The 18,769-nt window shown below is 35.1% G+C and carries 15 protein-coding genes, 1 tRNA gene and 1 pseudogene; 16 read left to right on the top strand and 1 reads right to left on the bottom strand.

Going from position 1 to position 18,769, the window contains the following annotated elements; translation table 11 throughout:
* Nucleotides 1-22: 22 nt before the first annotated feature.
* The gene (gene ppc, locus GYM74_RS10390) at nucleotides 23-2,665 is read right to left on the bottom strand and encodes a phosphoenolpyruvate carboxylase (RefSeq protein WP_220218144.1); all 2,643 of its coding nucleotides are present in this window, start codon (nucleotides 2,663-2,665) and stop codon (nucleotides 23-25) included.
* Nucleotides 2,666-3,014: 349 nt separating this feature from the next.
* Between ppc and GYM74_RS10385 the strand changes: the two genes are divergently transcribed.
* The 16 genes and pseudogenes from GYM74_RS10385 to GYM74_RS10315 all read left to right on the top strand — a co-directional run bounded on the left by GYM74_RS10385 (nucleotide 3,015) and on the right by GYM74_RS10315 (nucleotide 18,196).
* Nucleotides 3,015-3,506 carry an NADH-quinone oxidoreductase subunit J gene (locus GYM74_RS10385; protein ID WP_220218143.1) on the top strand — a complete coding sequence of 164 codons (492 nt, stop codon included), beginning with the start codon at nucleotides 3,015-3,017 and terminating at the stop codon, nucleotides 3,504-3,506.
* 1 nt (nucleotide 3,507) lies between these two features.
* The gene (nuoK, locus tag GYM74_RS10380; RefSeq protein ID WP_220218142.1) at nucleotides 3,508-3,810 is read left to right on the top strand and encodes an NADH-quinone oxidoreductase subunit NuoK; all 303 of its coding nucleotides are present in this window, start codon (nucleotides 3,508-3,510) and stop codon (nucleotides 3,808-3,810) included.
* Nucleotides 3,807-5,654 (top strand): NADH-quinone oxidoreductase subunit L, encoded by a 1,848-nt coding sequence (locus GYM74_RS10375; protein ID WP_220218141.1) that lies wholly within the window; start codon nucleotides 3,807-3,809, stop codon nucleotides 5,652-5,654. The genes nuoK and GYM74_RS10375 overlap by 4 nt, the downstream gene beginning before the upstream one ends.
* Nucleotides 5,655-5,671: 17 nt before the next feature.
* Nucleotides 5,672-7,216, top strand: a complete 1,545-nt coding sequence (locus tag GYM74_RS10370; RefSeq protein WP_220218140.1) for a NuoM family protein — start codon at nucleotides 5,672-5,674, stop codon at nucleotides 7,214-7,216.
* A gap of 6 nt (nucleotides 7,217-7,222) precedes the next feature.
* Nucleotides 7,223-9,130: an NADH-quinone oxidoreductase subunit N gene (gene nuoN, locus GYM74_RS10365; protein WP_220218139.1), complete on the top strand. Its 1,908-nt coding sequence runs from the start codon at nucleotides 7,223-7,225 to the stop codon at nucleotides 9,128-9,130.
* 190 nt (nucleotides 9,131-9,320) lie between these two features.
* Nucleotides 9,321-9,653 carry a preprotein translocase subunit YajC gene (yajC, locus tag GYM74_RS10360; protein ID WP_220218138.1) on the top strand — a complete coding sequence of 111 codons (333 nt, stop codon included), beginning with the start codon at nucleotides 9,321-9,323 and terminating at the stop codon, nucleotides 9,651-9,653.
* 60 nt (nucleotides 9,654-9,713) lie between these two features.
* Nucleotides 9,714-11,570 carry a protein translocase subunit SecD gene (gene secD / locus GYM74_RS10355; protein ID WP_255556139.1) on the top strand — a complete coding sequence of 619 codons (1,857 nt, stop codon included), beginning with the start codon at nucleotides 9,714-9,716 and terminating at the stop codon, nucleotides 11,568-11,570.
* Between the two features lie 9 nt (nucleotides 11,571-11,579).
* Complete coding sequence (gene secF, locus GYM74_RS10350) at nucleotides 11,580-12,578, top strand: protein translocase subunit SecF (RefSeq protein ID WP_220218136.1); 999 nt, start codon at nucleotides 11,580-11,582, stop codon at nucleotides 12,576-12,578.
* A 125-nt stretch (nucleotides 12,579-12,703) separates the two neighbouring features.
* Nucleotides 12,704-12,779 (top strand) — tRNA-Ala (locus GYM74_RS10345).
* A gap of 187 nt (nucleotides 12,780-12,966) precedes the next feature.
* On the top strand, nucleotides 12,967-13,269 hold the full coding sequence (locus tag GYM74_RS10340) for an integrase arm-type DNA-binding domain-containing protein (RefSeq protein ID WP_220218135.1): 303 nt from the start codon (nucleotides 12,967-12,969) through the stop codon (nucleotides 13,267-13,269).
* Nucleotides 13,239-13,406: pseudogene (locus GYM74_RS12425) on the top strand (integrase); the annotation flags it as partial. The gene GYM74_RS10340 and the pseudogene GYM74_RS12425, both read left to right, overlap by 31 nt.
* Nucleotides 13,407-14,373: 967 nt before the next feature.
* Nucleotides 14,374-14,556 carry a hypothetical protein gene (locus GYM74_RS10335; RefSeq protein WP_220218134.1) on the top strand — a complete coding sequence of 61 codons (183 nt, stop codon included), beginning with the start codon at nucleotides 14,374-14,376 and terminating at the stop codon, nucleotides 14,554-14,556.
* Nucleotides 14,543-15,097 (top strand): hypothetical protein, encoded by a 555-nt coding sequence (locus GYM74_RS10330; RefSeq protein ID WP_220218133.1) that lies wholly within the window; start codon nucleotides 14,543-14,545, stop codon nucleotides 15,095-15,097. The genes GYM74_RS10335 and GYM74_RS10330 overlap by 14 nt, the downstream gene beginning before the upstream one ends.
* Nucleotides 15,098-15,260: 163 nt before the next feature.
* Nucleotides 15,261-16,853, top strand: a complete 1,593-nt coding sequence (locus GYM74_RS10325) for a hypothetical protein (protein ID WP_220218132.1) — start codon at nucleotides 15,261-15,263, stop codon at nucleotides 16,851-16,853.
* Nucleotides 16,854-17,010: 157 nt separating this feature from the next.
* Nucleotides 17,011-17,208 carry a hypothetical protein gene (locus GYM74_RS10320; RefSeq protein WP_220218131.1) on the top strand — a complete coding sequence of 66 codons (198 nt, stop codon included), beginning with the start codon at nucleotides 17,011-17,013 and terminating at the stop codon, nucleotides 17,206-17,208.
* A gap of 217 nt (nucleotides 17,209-17,425) precedes the next feature.
* Nucleotides 17,426-18,196, top strand: coding sequence for an antA/AntB antirepressor family protein (locus GYM74_RS10315; protein ID WP_220218130.1), 771 nt, complete (start codon nucleotides 17,426-17,428; stop codon nucleotides 18,194-18,196).
* The last annotated feature ends 573 nt before the right edge of the window (nucleotides 18,197-18,769 follow it).

The raw sequence follows: 18,769 nt of genomic DNA, 5'->3' as shown, positions 1-18,769 counted from the left end.
GCCCTTTTTTTATTTATGTGATTTATCCGGAATTACGCATACCTGCGGCAATACCCGATATCGTTATCATCAACCCTTGCTCTACAACACTATTTTCATCACTATGTTTGCGTGAACGATTCAATAGCTCCGCTTGTAATAAATTCAGCGGCTCAATATAGATATTGCGTAAAGCGACTGATTCGGCAATCCATGGCAAATCTGCCATTAAACTAATATCATCAGTAATAGTTAATACGGTGTTGATATCTTCGGTTAATAAAGTCCGTAATTCTTCGCCTAACGGCCATAAGATAGGGTCGACAAGCCTTTGTTCATAATATTCATGAATATTTGGTGCGGCTTTGGCGTATACCATTTCCAGCATCCCTAATCGGGCATTAAAAAATGGCCAGTTGTGATACATATCTTGTAGCAGATCTTTTTTACCGGCATTAATCACTAATCTTAACGCACTACCCGCACCGAGCCATGAAGGTACCATTAGGCGGTTTTGTGTCCATGCGAAAATCCAAGGAATGGCGCGCAAGCTTTCAATACCACCGCCAGTTCGCCGTTTTTGTGGCCTTGAACCTAATGGTAATCTGCCTAATTCTGCTTCAGGCGTGACCGCGCGAAAGTAGTCAACAAATTCAGCACGTTCACGAACGTAGCTTCGGTAACATTGGCAGGAAACGTCGGACATTTCATCCATAATATCTCGCCATGCTTGTTTTGGCTGAGGTGGTGGCAATAAGTTGGCTTGTAATATTGCTGAAGCGTAGAGCATTAAGCTACTTAACGCCACTTCCGGTAAACCAAGTTTAAAACGGATCATCTCGCCTTGTTCTGTAACTCGAAGTCCACCTTTTAACGATCCCGGTGGTTGAGAAAGTAAGGCGGCGTGCGCTGGTGCGCCACCTCGACCAATTGAACCACCTCGCCCGTGAAATAGTACTAAGTTGACATGGTATTTTTCAAACAAATTGACCAGCTCTTCTTGTGAGCGATATTGTGCCCAGGAGGCAGCCAGTGAGCCGGCATCTTTGGCGGAATCAGAATAGCCGATCATGACCATTTGTTTACCTTTGATCTGTTGGCGATACCAAGGAATATCTAACAGCTTTTGCATGACAGATTTGGCATTGTTTAGATCTTCAAGGGTTTCAAATAGCGGGGCAACAGGGATATTTTTTTGGCAGTCAACTATCTTTAATAACAGGTAGACCGCTAAAATATCTGAAGGTGCTTTGGCCATTGAGATGACGTAAGATGCAATCGATTCTTCGCCTGCTTTTTTAATTACCCGACAAGTATCTAATACTTCTTGCACCATTTCATCAGGTTGCCAGTTGTATGGAAGTAGTGGGCGATTGGATTGCAATTCGGTTAATAAAAATGCCTGCTTTTCATCTTCCGACCACTGCGCATAGCTGCCTAAATTCAGCTCTTTGGTTAATGCATCGAGTGCTTCTGTGTGCACTGAGCTATCTTGACGAATATCTAATCTTACCAATTGAAGACCAAAACTTTTAATACGGCGTAGCGTATCAAGCAGTGGACCATGCGCAATGGTTGACATTCCGTTTTCAATCAATGACTGATAACAGGTATAAAGCGGTGTCCATAGTTGTTCATTTTTAAGCAAGATATCATGGGGAGCTAAGACTTGTTCATTATTTAATAATGAAACAATATAACTATGGGTTTTTACTAAGCGTGAACGTAGTTGCTTCATCACCATGCGATAAGGTTCTGAGGCTGATTTATTCGGTTCATCTAATAGATCAATCACCGATTGGCTACATTCAGTCATGGATAATTCACGCACTAGTATTTGGATATCAGCTAAAAATAGTTCGATCGCCTTTAATCTGGCTTGTAACATGACTCTTTCGGTCACATTAGCCGTAACATTCGGGTTACCGTCCCGGTCGCCCCCCATCCATGACGTAAATTTGATAGGTACATGTTCAACCGATAATTCTTGATTAAAGGCATCAACCAGCTGGTCATTAAATTCCCGTAAAAACAGTGGCACACCTTCCCATAAACTGTCTTCGATAACGGAAAATCCCCATTTTGCTTCATCTAGCGGCGTTGGGCGTTTTTTGCGAATTTCATCGGTATACCATGCTTGGCAAACTAACTGTTTTAATCGACGCATAATGCGTTCAACTTCATAATCGGCTAAATCATTATGATCCAGTTGTGATAAACAGCTGTTAATCGCCGTGTAAGTATTAATCATAGTGCGGCGATTAATTTCAGTTGGATGAGCGGTTAATACCAATTCAATAGACAGATCGTTAATTGCTTGCGTTATGGTTTCATTGGAAAAATTTAAGTTTTTGAGCGAATTAAACAACTCTGTCATTTTTTTAGGACTGCTCGATGCTTCCCCATGCGGTGAAATGCCATAATATTCGGCAGCAGTATTAACCAAATTTAAGAACTGATTGAATGCCCGTGCAACATGCAGTAAATCATGATCATTAAGATTCTCAATTAATTTAAGCAATTCGCTATGCGCTTGCTTATTTCCTTGTTGAGCTGATTTAGATAGTTGTCTTATTTGTTCAACTAAATCAAATGTCTGATTACCGGTGGCACGTTTAATTGCATCACCCAATAATGTGCCTAACATGTTGACGTTGCTTCGCATTGATGAGTATTTACTATTCATTCTATTCTCGTTTTTATGTATATTTTGCCTAAGCGCCTTTAAGCTGTATGACCAAAATGACAATTTAAAGAATTAGGTTTAAATATGAGTTAATATGCTCAGGTTATATACTTTATAACAATGTTTCGTTGAATTTAAATAATAAAATTTTATGGACTTTATTAATTTTACTGTTTTTATTATAGTTGATACCCATGTTAAGCTAATCAAACCCTGCTAATAATTTCGTTTTTTTTACCTTTTTGTTCATTTTATGTCTGTTTTTCCATGAACAGATTGTCAGTAAACTGTATCTTATAAGCATTTGGGTATATACTAAGGGAATTGTGAATGTATATTGGGTTATTAAATGAACGCTATTTTTTATATTGCGTCAATTATTGCTGTTATTGCCAGTATGAAAGTGATTATTTGCTTACGTGTTGATAAAGCTATTTTGTACCTAGCTATTTCACTTTTTGCTACAGCATCGATATTTATTCTGCTTAAAATCTATCTTTCGGCTATTTTATATATGATCTTTTTTATTGGTGGTGCAATCGTGCTGTTTATGTCGGTTGCAAGTCTCCTTAAAATTAAGGTTGATAATGTCGAAAATGGTCAGCGTGGTATTAGCCCTAAAATTTGGTTAGGTCCACTCATTTTAGCGTTTATTTTACTGGTTATACTCATTTATGGTGTTGTAAGCACTGACTATTCTCAACTTCGAGAATCGCACGAATTGATGCATGAAATGTCAGTATATGCTTACATTTTAATGGTCGAATTAGCTATTTTTCTGTTATTAGGTGCCGGTATAATTGCTTATCATTTTATGCATCGACTTTTGTTGGAGAAATAATATGATACCACTTATGCATTGTCTTATTCTTGCGTCTATTTTATTTGTGATCGGACTGTTAGGCGTGATGATTCGACGTAATTTATATTTTTTATTACTCAGCCTGATGATTATGAATAATGGCGTAATCGTTGCCTTATTTGCTGCAAGTAGTTCATGGCAACAATCAGACGGGCGAGTGCTCGCTTTATTAGCTGTAATAACTGTTATTGCTCAAGCTTGCGTTGGTCTTGCTCTACTTATGAAATTAATTTACCGTCGCAAAATCTCTAATATTGACTCACTGAGTGAAATGAAAGGATGAATTTACTTTATTTAGCAATCATTATTCCCTTAATATCTTTCTTAATTCTGGTTTTTATGGGAAGGCATATTCGTTCAATTGATGTTATTATTTTTGGTAACAGTACCATGTTGCTTATAGCATTAATTACCGTTTTTTCATGTATTGATTTTAATTCCAATACAGTGCCGGATATGACCTTAGTCTATACCCGATCTTTATGGACGTGGTTTTCGGTCGGTGATTTTGTTGTGCCTCTCTCATTAACTTTAGATGGGTTATCGTTAATCTTTTTAGTTTTAACCTCTTTTTTTGGCATATTAATCTACTTTTTTGCCGCTTGTTATCTAAAATCAAGACAAGATATCTATACCTTCTATGCCTACAGTAACTTATTAATTGCAAGTATTTTAACTGTGGTACTGGTGGATAATCTATTTGTTATGTTACTCGGTTGGGAAGGGGTGAGCATAAGTACTTACTTGCTAATTGGGATCTATTACCAACAAGCTCGAAACGGTTATGCGGCGGTTAAAGCATTTGTGATGATGCATTTAACGGATATCTTTTTGATCATTGGTATCTTTTTACTTTATCAGACTGTCGAAACTTTAAATATTCATGATATTTTAACCCAAGCGCACGAAAATTTAGCTATTGATTCTGATATCATTTTTTGGATAACCTTTATGCTATTTTTGGGTGCGATGAGTAAATCAGCCCTTTTCCCTATGCATTCATGGTTTGCCCAAACCACACTTGCACCAATGCCGGCAATTGCTTTAATGCAATGTTCTACCGTTATTTTTGCTGGCGTTTATCTGGTTTTAAGATTAAGTAACTTGTTTATGATGTCATCTGATACGCTTTCTATCATGATGTTGATATCTTCCCTCACGGTGTTATTTGCCAGCTCAATAGCGTTGGTACAAAATGATATCAAACGAATCGTGACTTATATTAATCTGGCTCAGATAAGTTACCTGTTCTATGCATTTTCAACCAAAAGCTGGGACTTATCACTTAACTGCTTAATCAACTATGCTGTTACCAGCACGCTGTTAATACTTGCCTCAGCAATTTTAATTCGAAATTGTCAAGGTGAGCGTGATATCACTAAATTAGGTGGTCTACACAAGACTAACCCAACCTTATTTGTTGTATTTTTGTTAATTATGCTGTCGTTAAGTGCCATGCCATGGGTGTCAGCGTCATTTTATATCAAAGGGGATATTATTTGGGGACTTATGGCGCAAGATAGCCTAATGTCCGGTACGATTGGTCTGATTGGTATCTTATTGTCTAGTCTTTGTATTTGGCGCTTAATTTTTATGGTGTTTTACCATAAATCTAAACATCGCAAGTTAACCAAAACTAGCTGGATATATTATTTGCCTATTTTTATCTTACTGATATTTCCTACAGCGCTATTTATCTATTTTCCATTTCCGATTCAAGGCATTATTCCTATTGCCGATATTGACACAAAAGGTCGAATAACATTCCAGTTGTTACTCGCCGCTGTAACGTTATTGAGTTTTGTGATCGCTTACTTCTTTTATGCGCATCCTAATAGTGAAGTGCAGGAAGTGCTTAATACGCCAATGGTTAAATTCTTTGGCAGATTATGTAAAAGCGATTGGCACTTTGACTATTTATTACACACGCTATTTGTTAAACCTTATATCTATTTAGCTAACTTGTTAAAACTTGATCCATTAGCCATATGGGACAATTGGATCATGTTGGGAATTAAAAAAATAAATGCATATATTGTCAGCTTAGAAAATGGGCATATTAGATGGTATATGGTGTCAATTGTCATAGGTAGCATTATGATTTTAATGTTACTGATTTTTATTTGATAAAGGTGTGAACTTTCATGTTGTTATGGCTTGTTTTTTTACCGGTATTAGGCGGATTTGTTGGCTGGTTATGCCATATGTTTTTGCAAAGAACTGTCAACACTAACCAGCTACAAGTACGTTGGCAAAAATTGCCTATGATGGTTGCTTTCACTACCATATTAATAACTTTAATATTGGCAATTACTTTATGGTCACATGCGATAAATACTATTGAGCAAGGCGCTAGTTGGGCTGAGGAAGTCAATCTTGAATGGATCCCATTATTGGGCATTCATTTCCATTTAGTGTTAGACGGTTTATCGATGATTGTTATTACCTCCTCGCTATTCATCGTTTTGCTCACTATTGTTTATTCTTGTAAAGAAAACCTGACTAACAGTGGTTTATTTTATCTATGCCTGTTATTTATGGCGTCAGCGGTTATGATGTTGTTTGTCATTACCGATCTGTTTTTAATGTTCTTTTTCTGGGAAGCGGTTGCCATTCCGATTTACTTTATCATCTCTTTATGGGGTCGACGGGATTCAAGTTCACAATTACGCTTTAATGGTGCCAGTAAATTTTTAATTTATACCCAAGTAAGTAGTTTAATGATGTTAATCTCGATTGTGTCATTAGCTTTAATTAACTGGAATTTGACCGGGCATTGGACTTTTGATTATCAAATACTGACTAAAACACCCATTTCGAGCCATACCGAATTTTTAATTATGCTAGGTTTTTTAGCGGCCTTTATCGTACGAATCCCATTTGTGCCATTCCATAGCTGGCTTATTGATGCGCATATTGAATCATCAACCACCGGTTCGATGATGATTAGCGGTTTACTACTTAATACCGCAACATTTGGATTATTACGCTTTGTGGTGCCACTGTTCCCAAATGCAACGCTGGTCATTATGCCATTTATATTGGCTTTAGCGCTCTTTACTGTTGTTTATGCCGCTTTACTCGCCTTTAATCAAACAGATATTAAAAAACTCATTGCTTATATTCATATTGCCTTAATGAGTTTTGTTACCGCAATTATTTACAGTGGCTCGGTCGTTGCTTATCAAGGTGTGGTGATTCAAATGATAGCCATTAATCTTGCTATCGTAGGCATGTTTATGGTCAGTGGTTTATTAGCTGAATGTTATTCGACAAGAAACATCAATCAGTTCACCGGTTTAAAAGAACAGGTGCAATATCTATCATCATTTACGCTATTTTTTATTTTGGCGGTGTTAGGCATCCCCGGTACTGCCAATTTTATTGGTAATTATATGATGTTATTAGGCAGTTCTTCATCATTTTCTTACTATACTATTATGTTAGTGATTGGCTTATTATTACTGTCTATTTCGTTTATTATCCGTATGCAACCGATATTTTATGGCGTTGTGGATAAAGCTGGGGTAACTAAACATCTGCTCAGTAAAATTGATATTTTATTGTTATCGAGTGTGTTGTTAGTGCTTATTTTTATTGGTTTATATCCGCAAGTGGTGTTAGATATGTCTTATTCTATTGTCAATCAAACCCAGCAGTATATAACATCAGAACGAGTAGGAGAGTAATAACTTATGATAGCTTTATCGCCAATATTTGTATTAAGCTTTGCCATCATTGTTTTGCTCATTGCTCTCTTTTATTTCAAGATTGGCACCAAATTATGTACAATTTTAACGGTGTTAGCGCTTAGCTGTGCGCTGCTTTGTTCGTCAATCATCGGCTATAAAATTTCGTTCAATACTCAAGCCATTACTGATATTAGTAATGATAACATGCAATTATCGGTTGCACCGCCTGCACCAGCTCAAGATCAGCAACCGTCAAGCGAAGAGACAATTGCCGTTGATGCTGACTCTACTGAGGACGCCAACCAACCGTCAGATAATGGTGAAAATAGCAGTACTGAGGAAAGTGATGCTAACCAAACGAATACCAATGAAACAAATACTAATGAAACCAATACTAATGAAAATAGTGATGTAAACGGTAACGGAAATAGCAACCAAAATGCTAATGACGTTGCTAATCAAAATAACAATCAAGACAATACTCAAGAGAGTACTCAAAATAATACCCAAGAAAGCACTCAAGAAAATATTCAAGATAGCAACAATCCGGCACAAGCCACATCAACGCAGGAGCAATCGGCGGCAGATGATTCAGATGACGGATGGAAAGCCCGCCAAATTACTGCACTTTTTACCAGTGACGGATATGGATTGCTATATAGTAGCTTGATTTTAATTGTTGCTATTGTGGTTGCTTGCTTAGCTTATCGCTGGTTTATTCATGAGAAAATTCATCATGGGGTATTTTATGTCATTTTACTTTTCATGGCATTAGGCGGAGTGACATTAGTCTACGCCAGTCATTTAATCGCCTTTTTTATTGGTATTGAACTGCTTTCAATACCGTTTGTTGGTTTAATCGGTTATCAATATTCTCAGACGCACTCGTTAGAAGCGGCGGTTAAATATATGATTTTATCATCGATAGCCAGTGCATTTTTAATCATGGGGATTGCTTTTTATTATGCTACAACCGGTGAGCTAACTTTTAGTGGTTTAAGTTATCAACTCTCAACAATGTCTTATCCAAGTACATTATTACTCATGGGCGTGTGTTTGATGTTGGTCGGTATTGGATTTAAACTCTCTTTAGTTCCTTTTCAACTATGGTTACCTGATGTTTACCAAGGTGCGCCAACCGTAGTTGCGTTGCTATTATCAACCGTTGGAAAAGTGGCAGTATTTTGTGCCATTGCCAGACTATTTTTGTTGGCGCCGATTGTGAATAATGAAACGATCCGTATTATCTTAGTTTGTATGGCATTTTGCTCAATCTTATGGGGTAACTTATTTGCCTTAATGCAAACTAGCTTAAAACGCTTATTGGCTTACTCATCGATTGCCCATTTTGGTTATTTACTCGTTGCATTAATTGCAGTGCAATATCAAGTGTTGGCATTAGAAACCATTGGCGTTTATTTAATTGGATATATTTTAGCTAACATTTGTGTATTGGGTGTGATTAGTTTGGAATCACATTCTGATGAACTCCAAGATCACGAAAACGAAATAGATCTTTCCGGCTTATTCTGGCGCCGCCCAATTCTTGCACTTGCTATGGGCGTGGGGTTATTGTCTTTAGCTGGCGTGCCGCTTACCGCAGGGTTTATTGGTCGTTTTCTACTATTAATGTTAGGTGTGACCGCAGAATTATGGTGGTTAAATGCCGCTATTGTTCTTGGTAGTACATTAGGCTTATATTTTTATGCCCGACTTATTATCAACTTATATATCAGACCAGTAGGACGTGATGATCTCAATAGCAGTCAAAACGTTAGCAAATCAACATGGCGTGATATTAAATTTAGTGAGTTATTTATTGTTTTATCAGCACTGCTAACCATAATTTGTGGCGTATATCCTAAATGGATGTTTAACTTAGTTAGCATGGCTCAATATTTAACCACATAACCACCATTTTCCGCCTTCATCATTTGATAGGCGGAATATTTTGCACCTAGATCTTTATTAAGTGGTGTATGTTTTTTGCTCAAACGTAGGTAATTTCTGAAAGATCTTGACAAGAAATAGTTAATAACAGATTTATTTATTGTGTTATAATTCTGACCTTTAATATTTTATTTATATCAAGAGGACAAATATGGACTTTTTTATTTCTAATGCGTATGCCGTTGAAGGGGCAGCAGGCGAAAACAATCCTTATTTCTTACCTATAATGCTTGTTGTGTTTGGGTTATTTTTCTATTTTATGATTATGCGCCCACAACAAAAACGTGCTAAAGCGCATCGTGAGTTAATGGCATCAATTTCTAAAGGTGATGAAGTATTAACCAATGGTGGACTTATTGGTCGTGTATCAAAAGTGAATGACAATGGTTATATTGCGTTAGAGTTAAACGATACAACTGAAGTTGTTATCAAACGTGACTTTATCACATCTGTTTTACCCAAAGGAACAATGAAATCATTATAATAGTGTGTTAGCTATTATAGTTCATTGTGTTTATTACCTAAACCCACAAGAGAATATGTCGTGTTAAACCGCTATCCTTTGTGGAAGTACATTATGTTGGTCGTCGTTATTTGCGCCGGCCTACTTTATGCGCTTCCAAATATTTATGGTGAAGACCCCGCTATACAGATTTCAGCGTCTAATGGTGCTGAAATTAATGTTACCACACAAGATAATATCAAAAAGCTTTTAAGTGATAATCATATCGAACCCAAATCATTGGTGTTTGAAAATAAATCTATCTTAATTCGTGTTGGTGATAATGATACTCAACTTAAAGCTAAAGAATTAATTTCTCAAGCCTTAGGTGATAATTATGTCGTCGCTTTAAACTTAGCACCTGCAACACCTGCTTGGCTAAGGGTATTAGGTGCCGAACCAATGAAACTCGGCTTAGATTTACGAGGCGGTGTTCACTTTTTAATGGAAGTGGATATGACAACTGCATTAAGTAAACTCACTGAGCAATCGGTTGAAAATATAAGAACTGAGTTTAAAAATAGCAATTTAAAGTACAAATCTCTTAATAAAAATAACAATCAACAAATTGTTATGCAATTTGATAATACTGACGATCGCAATAAAGCGATTACAAAGCTTAACGTATTACCGGATTTTAAATTAACTTCCCAAACTGATGACAGTATCGTAATCAATGTCAGCGACCAGCGTTTACAACAAGCAAAAAATGATGCTGTTCAGCAAAATACCACTATTTTACGTAACCGTGTTAACCAATTGGGCGTTGCTGAACCAATAGTGCAACGTCAAGGTGCAGATCGTATTGTGGTCGAGTTACCGGGAATTCAAGATACGGCATTAGCAAAACGCATTTTAGGTGCCACAGCTACATTAGAATTTAGACAAGTTAATGAAGAAGGATCAAAAAACCTTGCCGCTATTATCAATGGTGATATGCGTGTGCCATATGGATCGGAATTGAAATATATGGAAGACGGTTACCCGGTGCTTCTGTTTAAACGAATTGTATTAACCGGTGATCATATTACTGACTCTTCATCCAGAGTTAGTGAATATGGCCGACCAGAGGTGAGTATCAATTTAGACAGTGCGGGCGGCAAAACGATGCTTGATTTCACCCAAAAGAATTTGGGAAAAGCAATGGCAACGCTATTTGTTGAATATAAAGATACCGGCAAACGCGATGAAAATGATAAACCAGTTCTTGAAAAACAAGAGCGAGTTATTAATGTTGCAACTATTCAAGGTATATTCAGCGATCGTTTTCAGGTGACGAATATTAAAAGTATTGATGAAGCAAAAAATTTGTCGCTATTACTACGAGCTGGTGCACTCATTGCGCCAATTCAAATTATTGAAGAGCGCACTGTTGGGCCGTCAATGGGGCAAGAAAATATCACTCAAGGTTTAGAATCGTGTATATGGGGATTACTCATTTCCGTTATCTTCATGTTAGTGGTCTATCGCCTATTTGGTGTGTTTGCAAGTTTAGCGTTAGTGGCTAACTTAATTCTTATTGTTGGGGCGATGTCCTTATTGCCGGGAGCAACGTTAAGTATGCCAGGTATAGCCGGTATCGTTTTAACGGTAGGCATGGCGGTTGATGCCAACGTGCTGATTAATGAGCGGATAAAAGAAGAGCTCAGTAACGGGCGAGGAGTACAGCATGCTATTAATGAAGGATATGCTGGCGCTTGGAGTAGTATTTTTGATGCCAACATCACCACATTAATTACTGCTATTATTCTTTATGCCGTTGGTACAGGATCGATTAAAGGCTTTGCCATTACATTAGGAATCGGTATTTTAACATCGATGTTTACATCCATTGTCGGAACTCGAGCATTAGCCAATCTTGTTTATGGCGGACGCCGTGTTGATAAGTTATCAATTTAGAGGTTTATTGTGAGTGTTGATAAAAAAGAAAATCATGATGTTAGAGAGCTCAATCATGGCCGCAGAGTCCTCGACTTTTTAAAATACGGCTTTATTGCTTTTGTCATTTCAATGCTATTGGTTGTTGCCTCTATTGTTGTTATCTTTGTCAAAGGCTTTAATCTTGGGCAAGATTTTACTGGTGGAACAACCATTGAGCTGACGGTAACTAAATCGGTTAACCTTGATGATCTGCGTAATAGTTTGCGTCAAGCTGGTTATCATGAACCAGTGGTGCAATATTATGGCAGTAGTAAAGACATCATTATTCGTTTAGCTACTGCTAAACAAGAAGATGGCGCTTCAGCGGCGATTGATAATGCGTTAGGTTCACAAATCTCTAATTTGATACATAAAAGCATCGATGAAAATGCTCAAATCAAACGCATTGAATTTGTTGGACCAACCGTCGGGGCTGAGCTTGCACAAGACGGTATTTTAGCCATTTGCGCCGCTTTAGTCTGTATCCTAATCTATATTGCATTTCGTTTTGAATGGCGATTTGGTACCGGTGCTGTTGTGGCTTTAGCGCACGATGTTATTATCACAGCCGGTTATCTTTCATTATTTGAACGTGAGTTAGATTTAACCATTATTGCGGCGATGTTATCGATAATTGGTTACTCGCTAAATGATACTATCGTGGTATTTGACCGAATTCGTGAAAACTTCAGAAAAATTCGTCGTGCATCACCTTACGATGTGATTAACATCTCGTTAACTCAAACATTACATCGTACTTTAATGACTTCAGGTACAACACTTGCGGTTGTTATCATTCTGTATATTTTTGGCGGATCGATGTTAAAAGGATTCTCAGAAACGTTAGGGGTTGGTATTGTTCTTGGTACAATCTCTTCAATTTATGTGGCGGCTTATATGTCACTTAAATTAGGCGTTAAACGTGAACACTTTATGCCACCAAAAGTAGAAGTAGAAGGTGCAGATCAACCAGCTATTCTGCGTTAATATCTGAACGCTACCGTTTATCGGTAGCGTTTAATTCGGTTGTTTTTCAAACAAACAACATCAAACCGATTGACACCTACCATTTAGTTGCATATTATTAGCCGCAGTTTTATTCATTTCATTTTGGGGCCATAGCTCAGCTGGGAGAGCGCAACGCTGGCAGCGTTGAGGTCAGGGGTTCGATCCCCCTTGGCTCCACCAATTTAAGATTCCGTAAGATTCTTTTAACCCCCTAACGCACACCAAATATAATAACACTAAGCTTTGAAGCCTATTTCATTAACCTGTAAGCATCAGTAAGAAACATTTACATTCATATTTTTGGGGACTGTATTAAGGACTTCACGGACATAGCCCTATAAATCCGTAGTCACCAAAAGGTGAAAGTATGCCTAAAAAAATAGCTCCAATGACTGATACACAAATTAAGAATGCCAAGTCACAAAGTGAAGATTATTCTCATTATGATGGAAATGGTTTGCTTTTCCAGTCAACAGGGACAAAAAAATGGCAATTTAGACATTATCGCCCTATAACAAATAATAGAACTATAGTCAGTTTTGGTAGTTATCCGGAAGTTTCACCACAGCAAGCGCGAAAACAACGCTATGAAATGCGTGAATTAATTAAGGGAGGTATAGACCCTAATATTATTGAAGCAGCACTGCTCACGTCGATACTAATAGTGTAAGGCGAGCCTATAACCACGCTACTTACCTAGAACAACGAAGAATCATGCTTAACTGGTGGGGTGACTTTGTCGAGCAAGCCAGTAACGGGAATGTCTCTTTATCAGGTAACCATAATTTAAAGCTAGTTAAACATTAAATGTATTACGCTATAATTATCCTACCTCATATTTGAGTTACTCTTTTAATTATTAATAAGATCCACTCCTCAAATGTGAGGTGAGCTTTTTCAAATATCATCCTTAACATATACCAGTTATTAAACTGGTTTTTTTATACTTACCCCACATTATTCTAAACTTTTCATTAAAAGTGTTCGCTGGTATTGACTCTTTAAAATTAATTATATATATCAATATATTATATGCTTATTATATATGTTTTTTTTGTGTTCACTACTATTCACATATAAATATAATCATGATCCTATAATTAAGTAATTGAAATATAGGGTAATTCCATACACCTTCTTTTTCACTAAAATAAATATTAATTATAATATTAAGAATAAGTGATTTTAAGGTTGATCCATGGTTACTACTAGAGGAAAAGATTAAATGCTCTATGGTGATTTCCACCATACAGGTATTAAAATTGCAATCTTCTAAAAAGTCAGCACATTCATTGATAGTAAAAAAATTATTTCAATTCGCGATTTTGCACAAAAATGAGGCTGGGCGGTGTAAAAAGATTAGCGTTGTAGAAATTTACTATCCCTCCCTACTTGGCTTGAAGAATTTAAGGACACGTTAGAAGCAATGTAATTATTTTGATTGCATGGGTTTAAATTTCAAAGCTTATTAAGGGCTATTCATTACCTTGCTGATAAGCGCGCTTTATGTTTTGAAACAGCCCGATGGCTTATATATTTATTATTGCCTTTTATAACTTCTCTTATTTAATTATCCTTATATATCATTTTAATCCTGCAATTTTTTCATAGTAGATATATTTATTTATCAAGATTGGGAAATTTTATATAACTCTAATATTCATTAATATTAATTTATATTCAGTTATATTTTGTTAAATACATCTTGATATAACAAAATAGGACTATATAATACTTCACAACTTGTGTAATTGTACTTATATGGAGGCATAATATGGCGACATCTTCATTTAGCAAAAACTTTGTTTTAGCTGAGCCTCGCGATCTTAATGTATTTTTCGAATTAGAGAAAGCACAAAGTACGATAAAAACTCGCGAGAGAGACGAGAAAACCGAATCTAAAAAAGCAATAAAATTATTTTCTAAAGTTTTAACCAAAAAAAATGCTCACGGTTAATTTAGATGAACTTATTAATGAATATGACGAGGAGGAAATAAAAAGCCTCCTTTGTTGTTTCTCATGTGATAAAAATAAAGATTTAGAGAATTTTTTATGTAATTTAGCAATAAAATTTAGCAAAAGAAACGTATCAAAAACCTATCTTATTATCAACGAAGATTCTCCTGATATTCTCGCCTATTTTTCTTTAGCATTTACATCAATACAATCAAGTGAGTTTGAATTATCTAATACATTAGTTTCTAAAATGGATGGCTTTAATAAGCACGCCAAAGAAATAAAAGTTCATTTGATTGGTCAAATTGGTAAAAATTTCGCAGTTGAAAATAACCCTATAAATCTTGGGTTAATATTACAAGAAACTTTTACAATAATTAAACAAATCCGTGCTATGGCTGGCGGTAGATTTGCTATATTAGAATGTAATAATCATCCCTCATTGATAGAGTTATACGAAAAACAAGGATTTAGAGTATTGCCCACAAAAAAAGACGATGACGATCATCTTATTACTATGTGTATAAAAATTCCCGATTAGTAACCTCAATAATTTCATATCTAAAATAATTTAATGTATATAAACACGTTGCTATAATGTATATAACTGTATGTTAAAGTGTTATTTGCGTCTAGGCTGATCCTCGAACATTCGAAATCCTAGCGAACTGACGCAAATATCTATTAGCGAATGTGAGCAACGTATGGATTATTTAAAACTTACTCGATTAACTATTGATGAAGCTGCATTTATATTGATGAATTTGGAGCCAACAAACAAAAAAAATTTTTTTGATAAATTTCCTGAAAAAATTGAAGAGTTGGATAATAATATTAATCAGATATGTTATGCAATAAGAATCAAAGAAATTATTCCTTTATACTATTACATGATTAAACGTGATAGTAATGGTAACCTTATTGATCAAGGGGAATATAACGAAACAACTAAAGACTGGCCTATAGCTTCAGACCAAACAATTATTTTTAAAAAAGATTTATTTGAGTGGGCAAGTAAATCAGGTTTTATATTGAAAAATAATAAATATTTCAAGTTTTGTGAAACTAATAGTGATAAAGATGTTTTTTTAGATGCCATTGATAAACATGAATTTCAATTTATTTCTATTGTAGAATTGTTTCATCACCTCTCTTATGCCTATCCTGATGTCCAAACTGATAGATTAGCAAAAGCATTGAAATTAAAACTTATGCAAAAAAACATCCCTATGCTAAAACTATACAATAAAAAAATTACGGGTGAAATTGTAGAAGCAGAATTTTTGAATCTAAATGATATTCTTTTAGAAATTATTGTTAATAATAGCATTCCCCAAGTAGATAATAAACTAGATAAGATTAATGGATATAATTACTCTAATATTGGTTTTTTGAGAAATGATATCAAAAATCTTTTATCTGATTTAAATATTAATTTTTATACATCAGCTTCCTTTGGAACATTAACAAATAATATTAATTTTTCAAATAATAAAACTCAATATGAACAAATTATTTCTGAAAATGCAAGCTTAAAAGATGAAATTGTTTCATTAAAGCAGAAAATTGAGAAATTTGAGAAGATCAGCAATATTAATTGTGATAATTCTTCCCTTACTGATAATGATTTTATCTCACTAAAAGCGTTAATAAACATAATTACTCAGCAGTATCAAACTGATATTTCGGAAACTGGAAAAAAATTATTACTTATAATAAGAAAGTATAACATTTTAATGTACGAGTATACCTTAATATCTGGGATTGAGCCTTATTCAGTAGAATTTAACTCGAAAGCCAGAGAACTTTTAAATTTATTTGCTGAAGGAATTTGTATTGCAACTAAAATTAATAATGAAAATTATCGTTTGCCCATTAATGAATGGGATAGTAATACTCATCGTTTTCCTTTATATGACAAAGTTACTATAGATAAGCTTATTATTCAAAAGTATCTTAACAAAGAAATGATTAGAAAAAGTGATAATATCATTTTACCTAAGAAGCAGACGTCGCATAATGATTTACAAAAAGATTTAGAACAAGCTAAGAAAGAAATTGAGAAACTAAAAAAACTAGTACCTATTTTACTCGGCACATATAGAAAAGATGACCCATTATTAATAGCAATCAAAATTAGGAATAAAGAATGGTCTAATTATAATGAGCAAGATAGAAGAACTAGACCTACACAAGATGCTATTTGTGAAGATTTAAAAACCAATTACAATGTTCAAACAGACCAACTAGCCAAAGCAATAGAATTAGTTTCATGCCCAATTAATAGAAGTAAGTAACTTTTACTATTATAGTAATAAAACCAGTAATACCAATGATTAAGTAACTGACACAGTTCCTTTTTTACTATTACTGTAACCCCTAATAGGGTTGCTATGATAGTACTTTAATGTGATTTAATCATTCCAGTTCAATAAAAAACGGAGTGATACACATATGAACAAAATATTAATTACAATTATCAAATTTTTAGCTTATGCAGAATTTAGAATTAAAAGATTCTACTATAATTTAATCAAAACTGACCTATTAGCATCCAAGCCTATTTTTGTAGGCATTCCAAAGTTATGCTTTTTTGATGAGATTTATTCTTGGCTTGAATCTCGCAAAGTAGAACGTCGCGAGGTGGCATAATGGAAATAAAGCAAAACCCTTTATATAACGAAATAGTAAAGGGCTTAGATTGGAACTTAGACTACTCCAATCATAGTCAATCTTGCTATAAATGCCCACATAAAAAGATAACCATTTAGTTAATTATTTAAGAACAAAGCGCATTTTTGCGCTGACGGTATCCCCTTGCCTAAATTTAGCTAAATGGGGAATAAATAGCCATATTTGGAGATAAAAAATGACAGATTTTAATAATTTAGTACCAGTAATCGAAACGCAATTAAACGGCAAATTACAGCAAACAGTTAGCGCAAAAGATTTGCATAATTACTTAAAAGTAGGAAATGATTTTTCAACATGGATAAAGGGAAGAATAAAAGAATACGGGCTTATTAAAAATGATGATTTTTTAATGTTTGATTTGTCAGAATTCAGGAGTCAAAGTACAAATAACAATCAACAAATAAAATGGACAACTAAGCGATATGGAGATTGTAAAAGTACAGATTATATACTGACAATTGGAACAGCTAAAGAATTAGCAATGATTGAAAACAACGAGAAAGGTAGAGCGATTAGAAAGTACTTTATCCGTTGTGAACAGCACTTTAAAGAAATTACACCAGTAATCGAGAAGAAAGAGCTTAAGCGGTTAAAAGCACGCATTGAGGTGGCAGATTATACCCGTCCTATGCGTGATGCATTAACTTTACAAAGGCTATCACACGGTAAAGAGACTAAACCATATCACTACACCAATGAATTTAATATGATTAATGGTATTGTGCTTGGTATGTCTGCAAAGGATTTTAGAAAAGCACATAATATCACTGGTGATATTCGCGATTATCTTAATGAACAACAGCTTAATCACCTAGCCTACCTAGAAAAATCAAATATTACTTTAATTGATATGGGTTGGAATTACAAAAAACGAAAACTAGAGCTTATCAAGCTATCAAAAAGCTATATGATTCGGTTATTGGGCGATGAAGCATTATGTCCCTAAAAGCTAATTTAAACTATTTGAAAGCCCTAGCAATAGGGCTATGGCTATCTATATCCCATAAATAATTGCTTAGTAGATCATTATGGCACGATTCGCGCTATCTAAAAGGTGAAACTTTTCTTCTTAGTTGGCAATTAAGATTTTCCTACTATCAATAGCCAATCAGATAGCTATTTTTTGGGAATAATTTAATTTTTCGATGTTTTTGGCAAGCAAACTTTAGTTTTCAACGCGTTGACTTGTTAAATCAATATTATGGTAATAAACTTGCGATTAATCTACTTACAGATGAATTTACCACTATAAAGATAATGCATGGCAACCAATCAGCGATAAAGTGTTAAAGCGGACATTAGTCGAGTTATTTACCCAATCAGGCAAACCATTTAGCCCCTTAAGGATAAGCTCAGTACTTGAATCGCTCAGGCTAAAAATACCTATAATAGGAGTACCTCAAAAAGATTTAATCTGCTAAAGAAAGATTACACAAGCAACTACAATCAGAGGAAGCGACCGCGATTAAACGCGAATCTGACCATCTTTTAGTTTTTTATCTTAATGGGATGTTTATAA

It is taken from the genome of Gilliamella sp. ESL0405 (assembly GCF_019469205.1).
In the GTDB taxonomy this organism is placed as follows: domain Bacteria; phylum Pseudomonadota; class Gammaproteobacteria; order Enterobacterales; family Orbaceae; genus Gilliamella.
The sequence above is the reverse complement of the archived record's forward strand: the minus strand, read 5'-3'. Positions and strand labels throughout refer to the sequence as shown.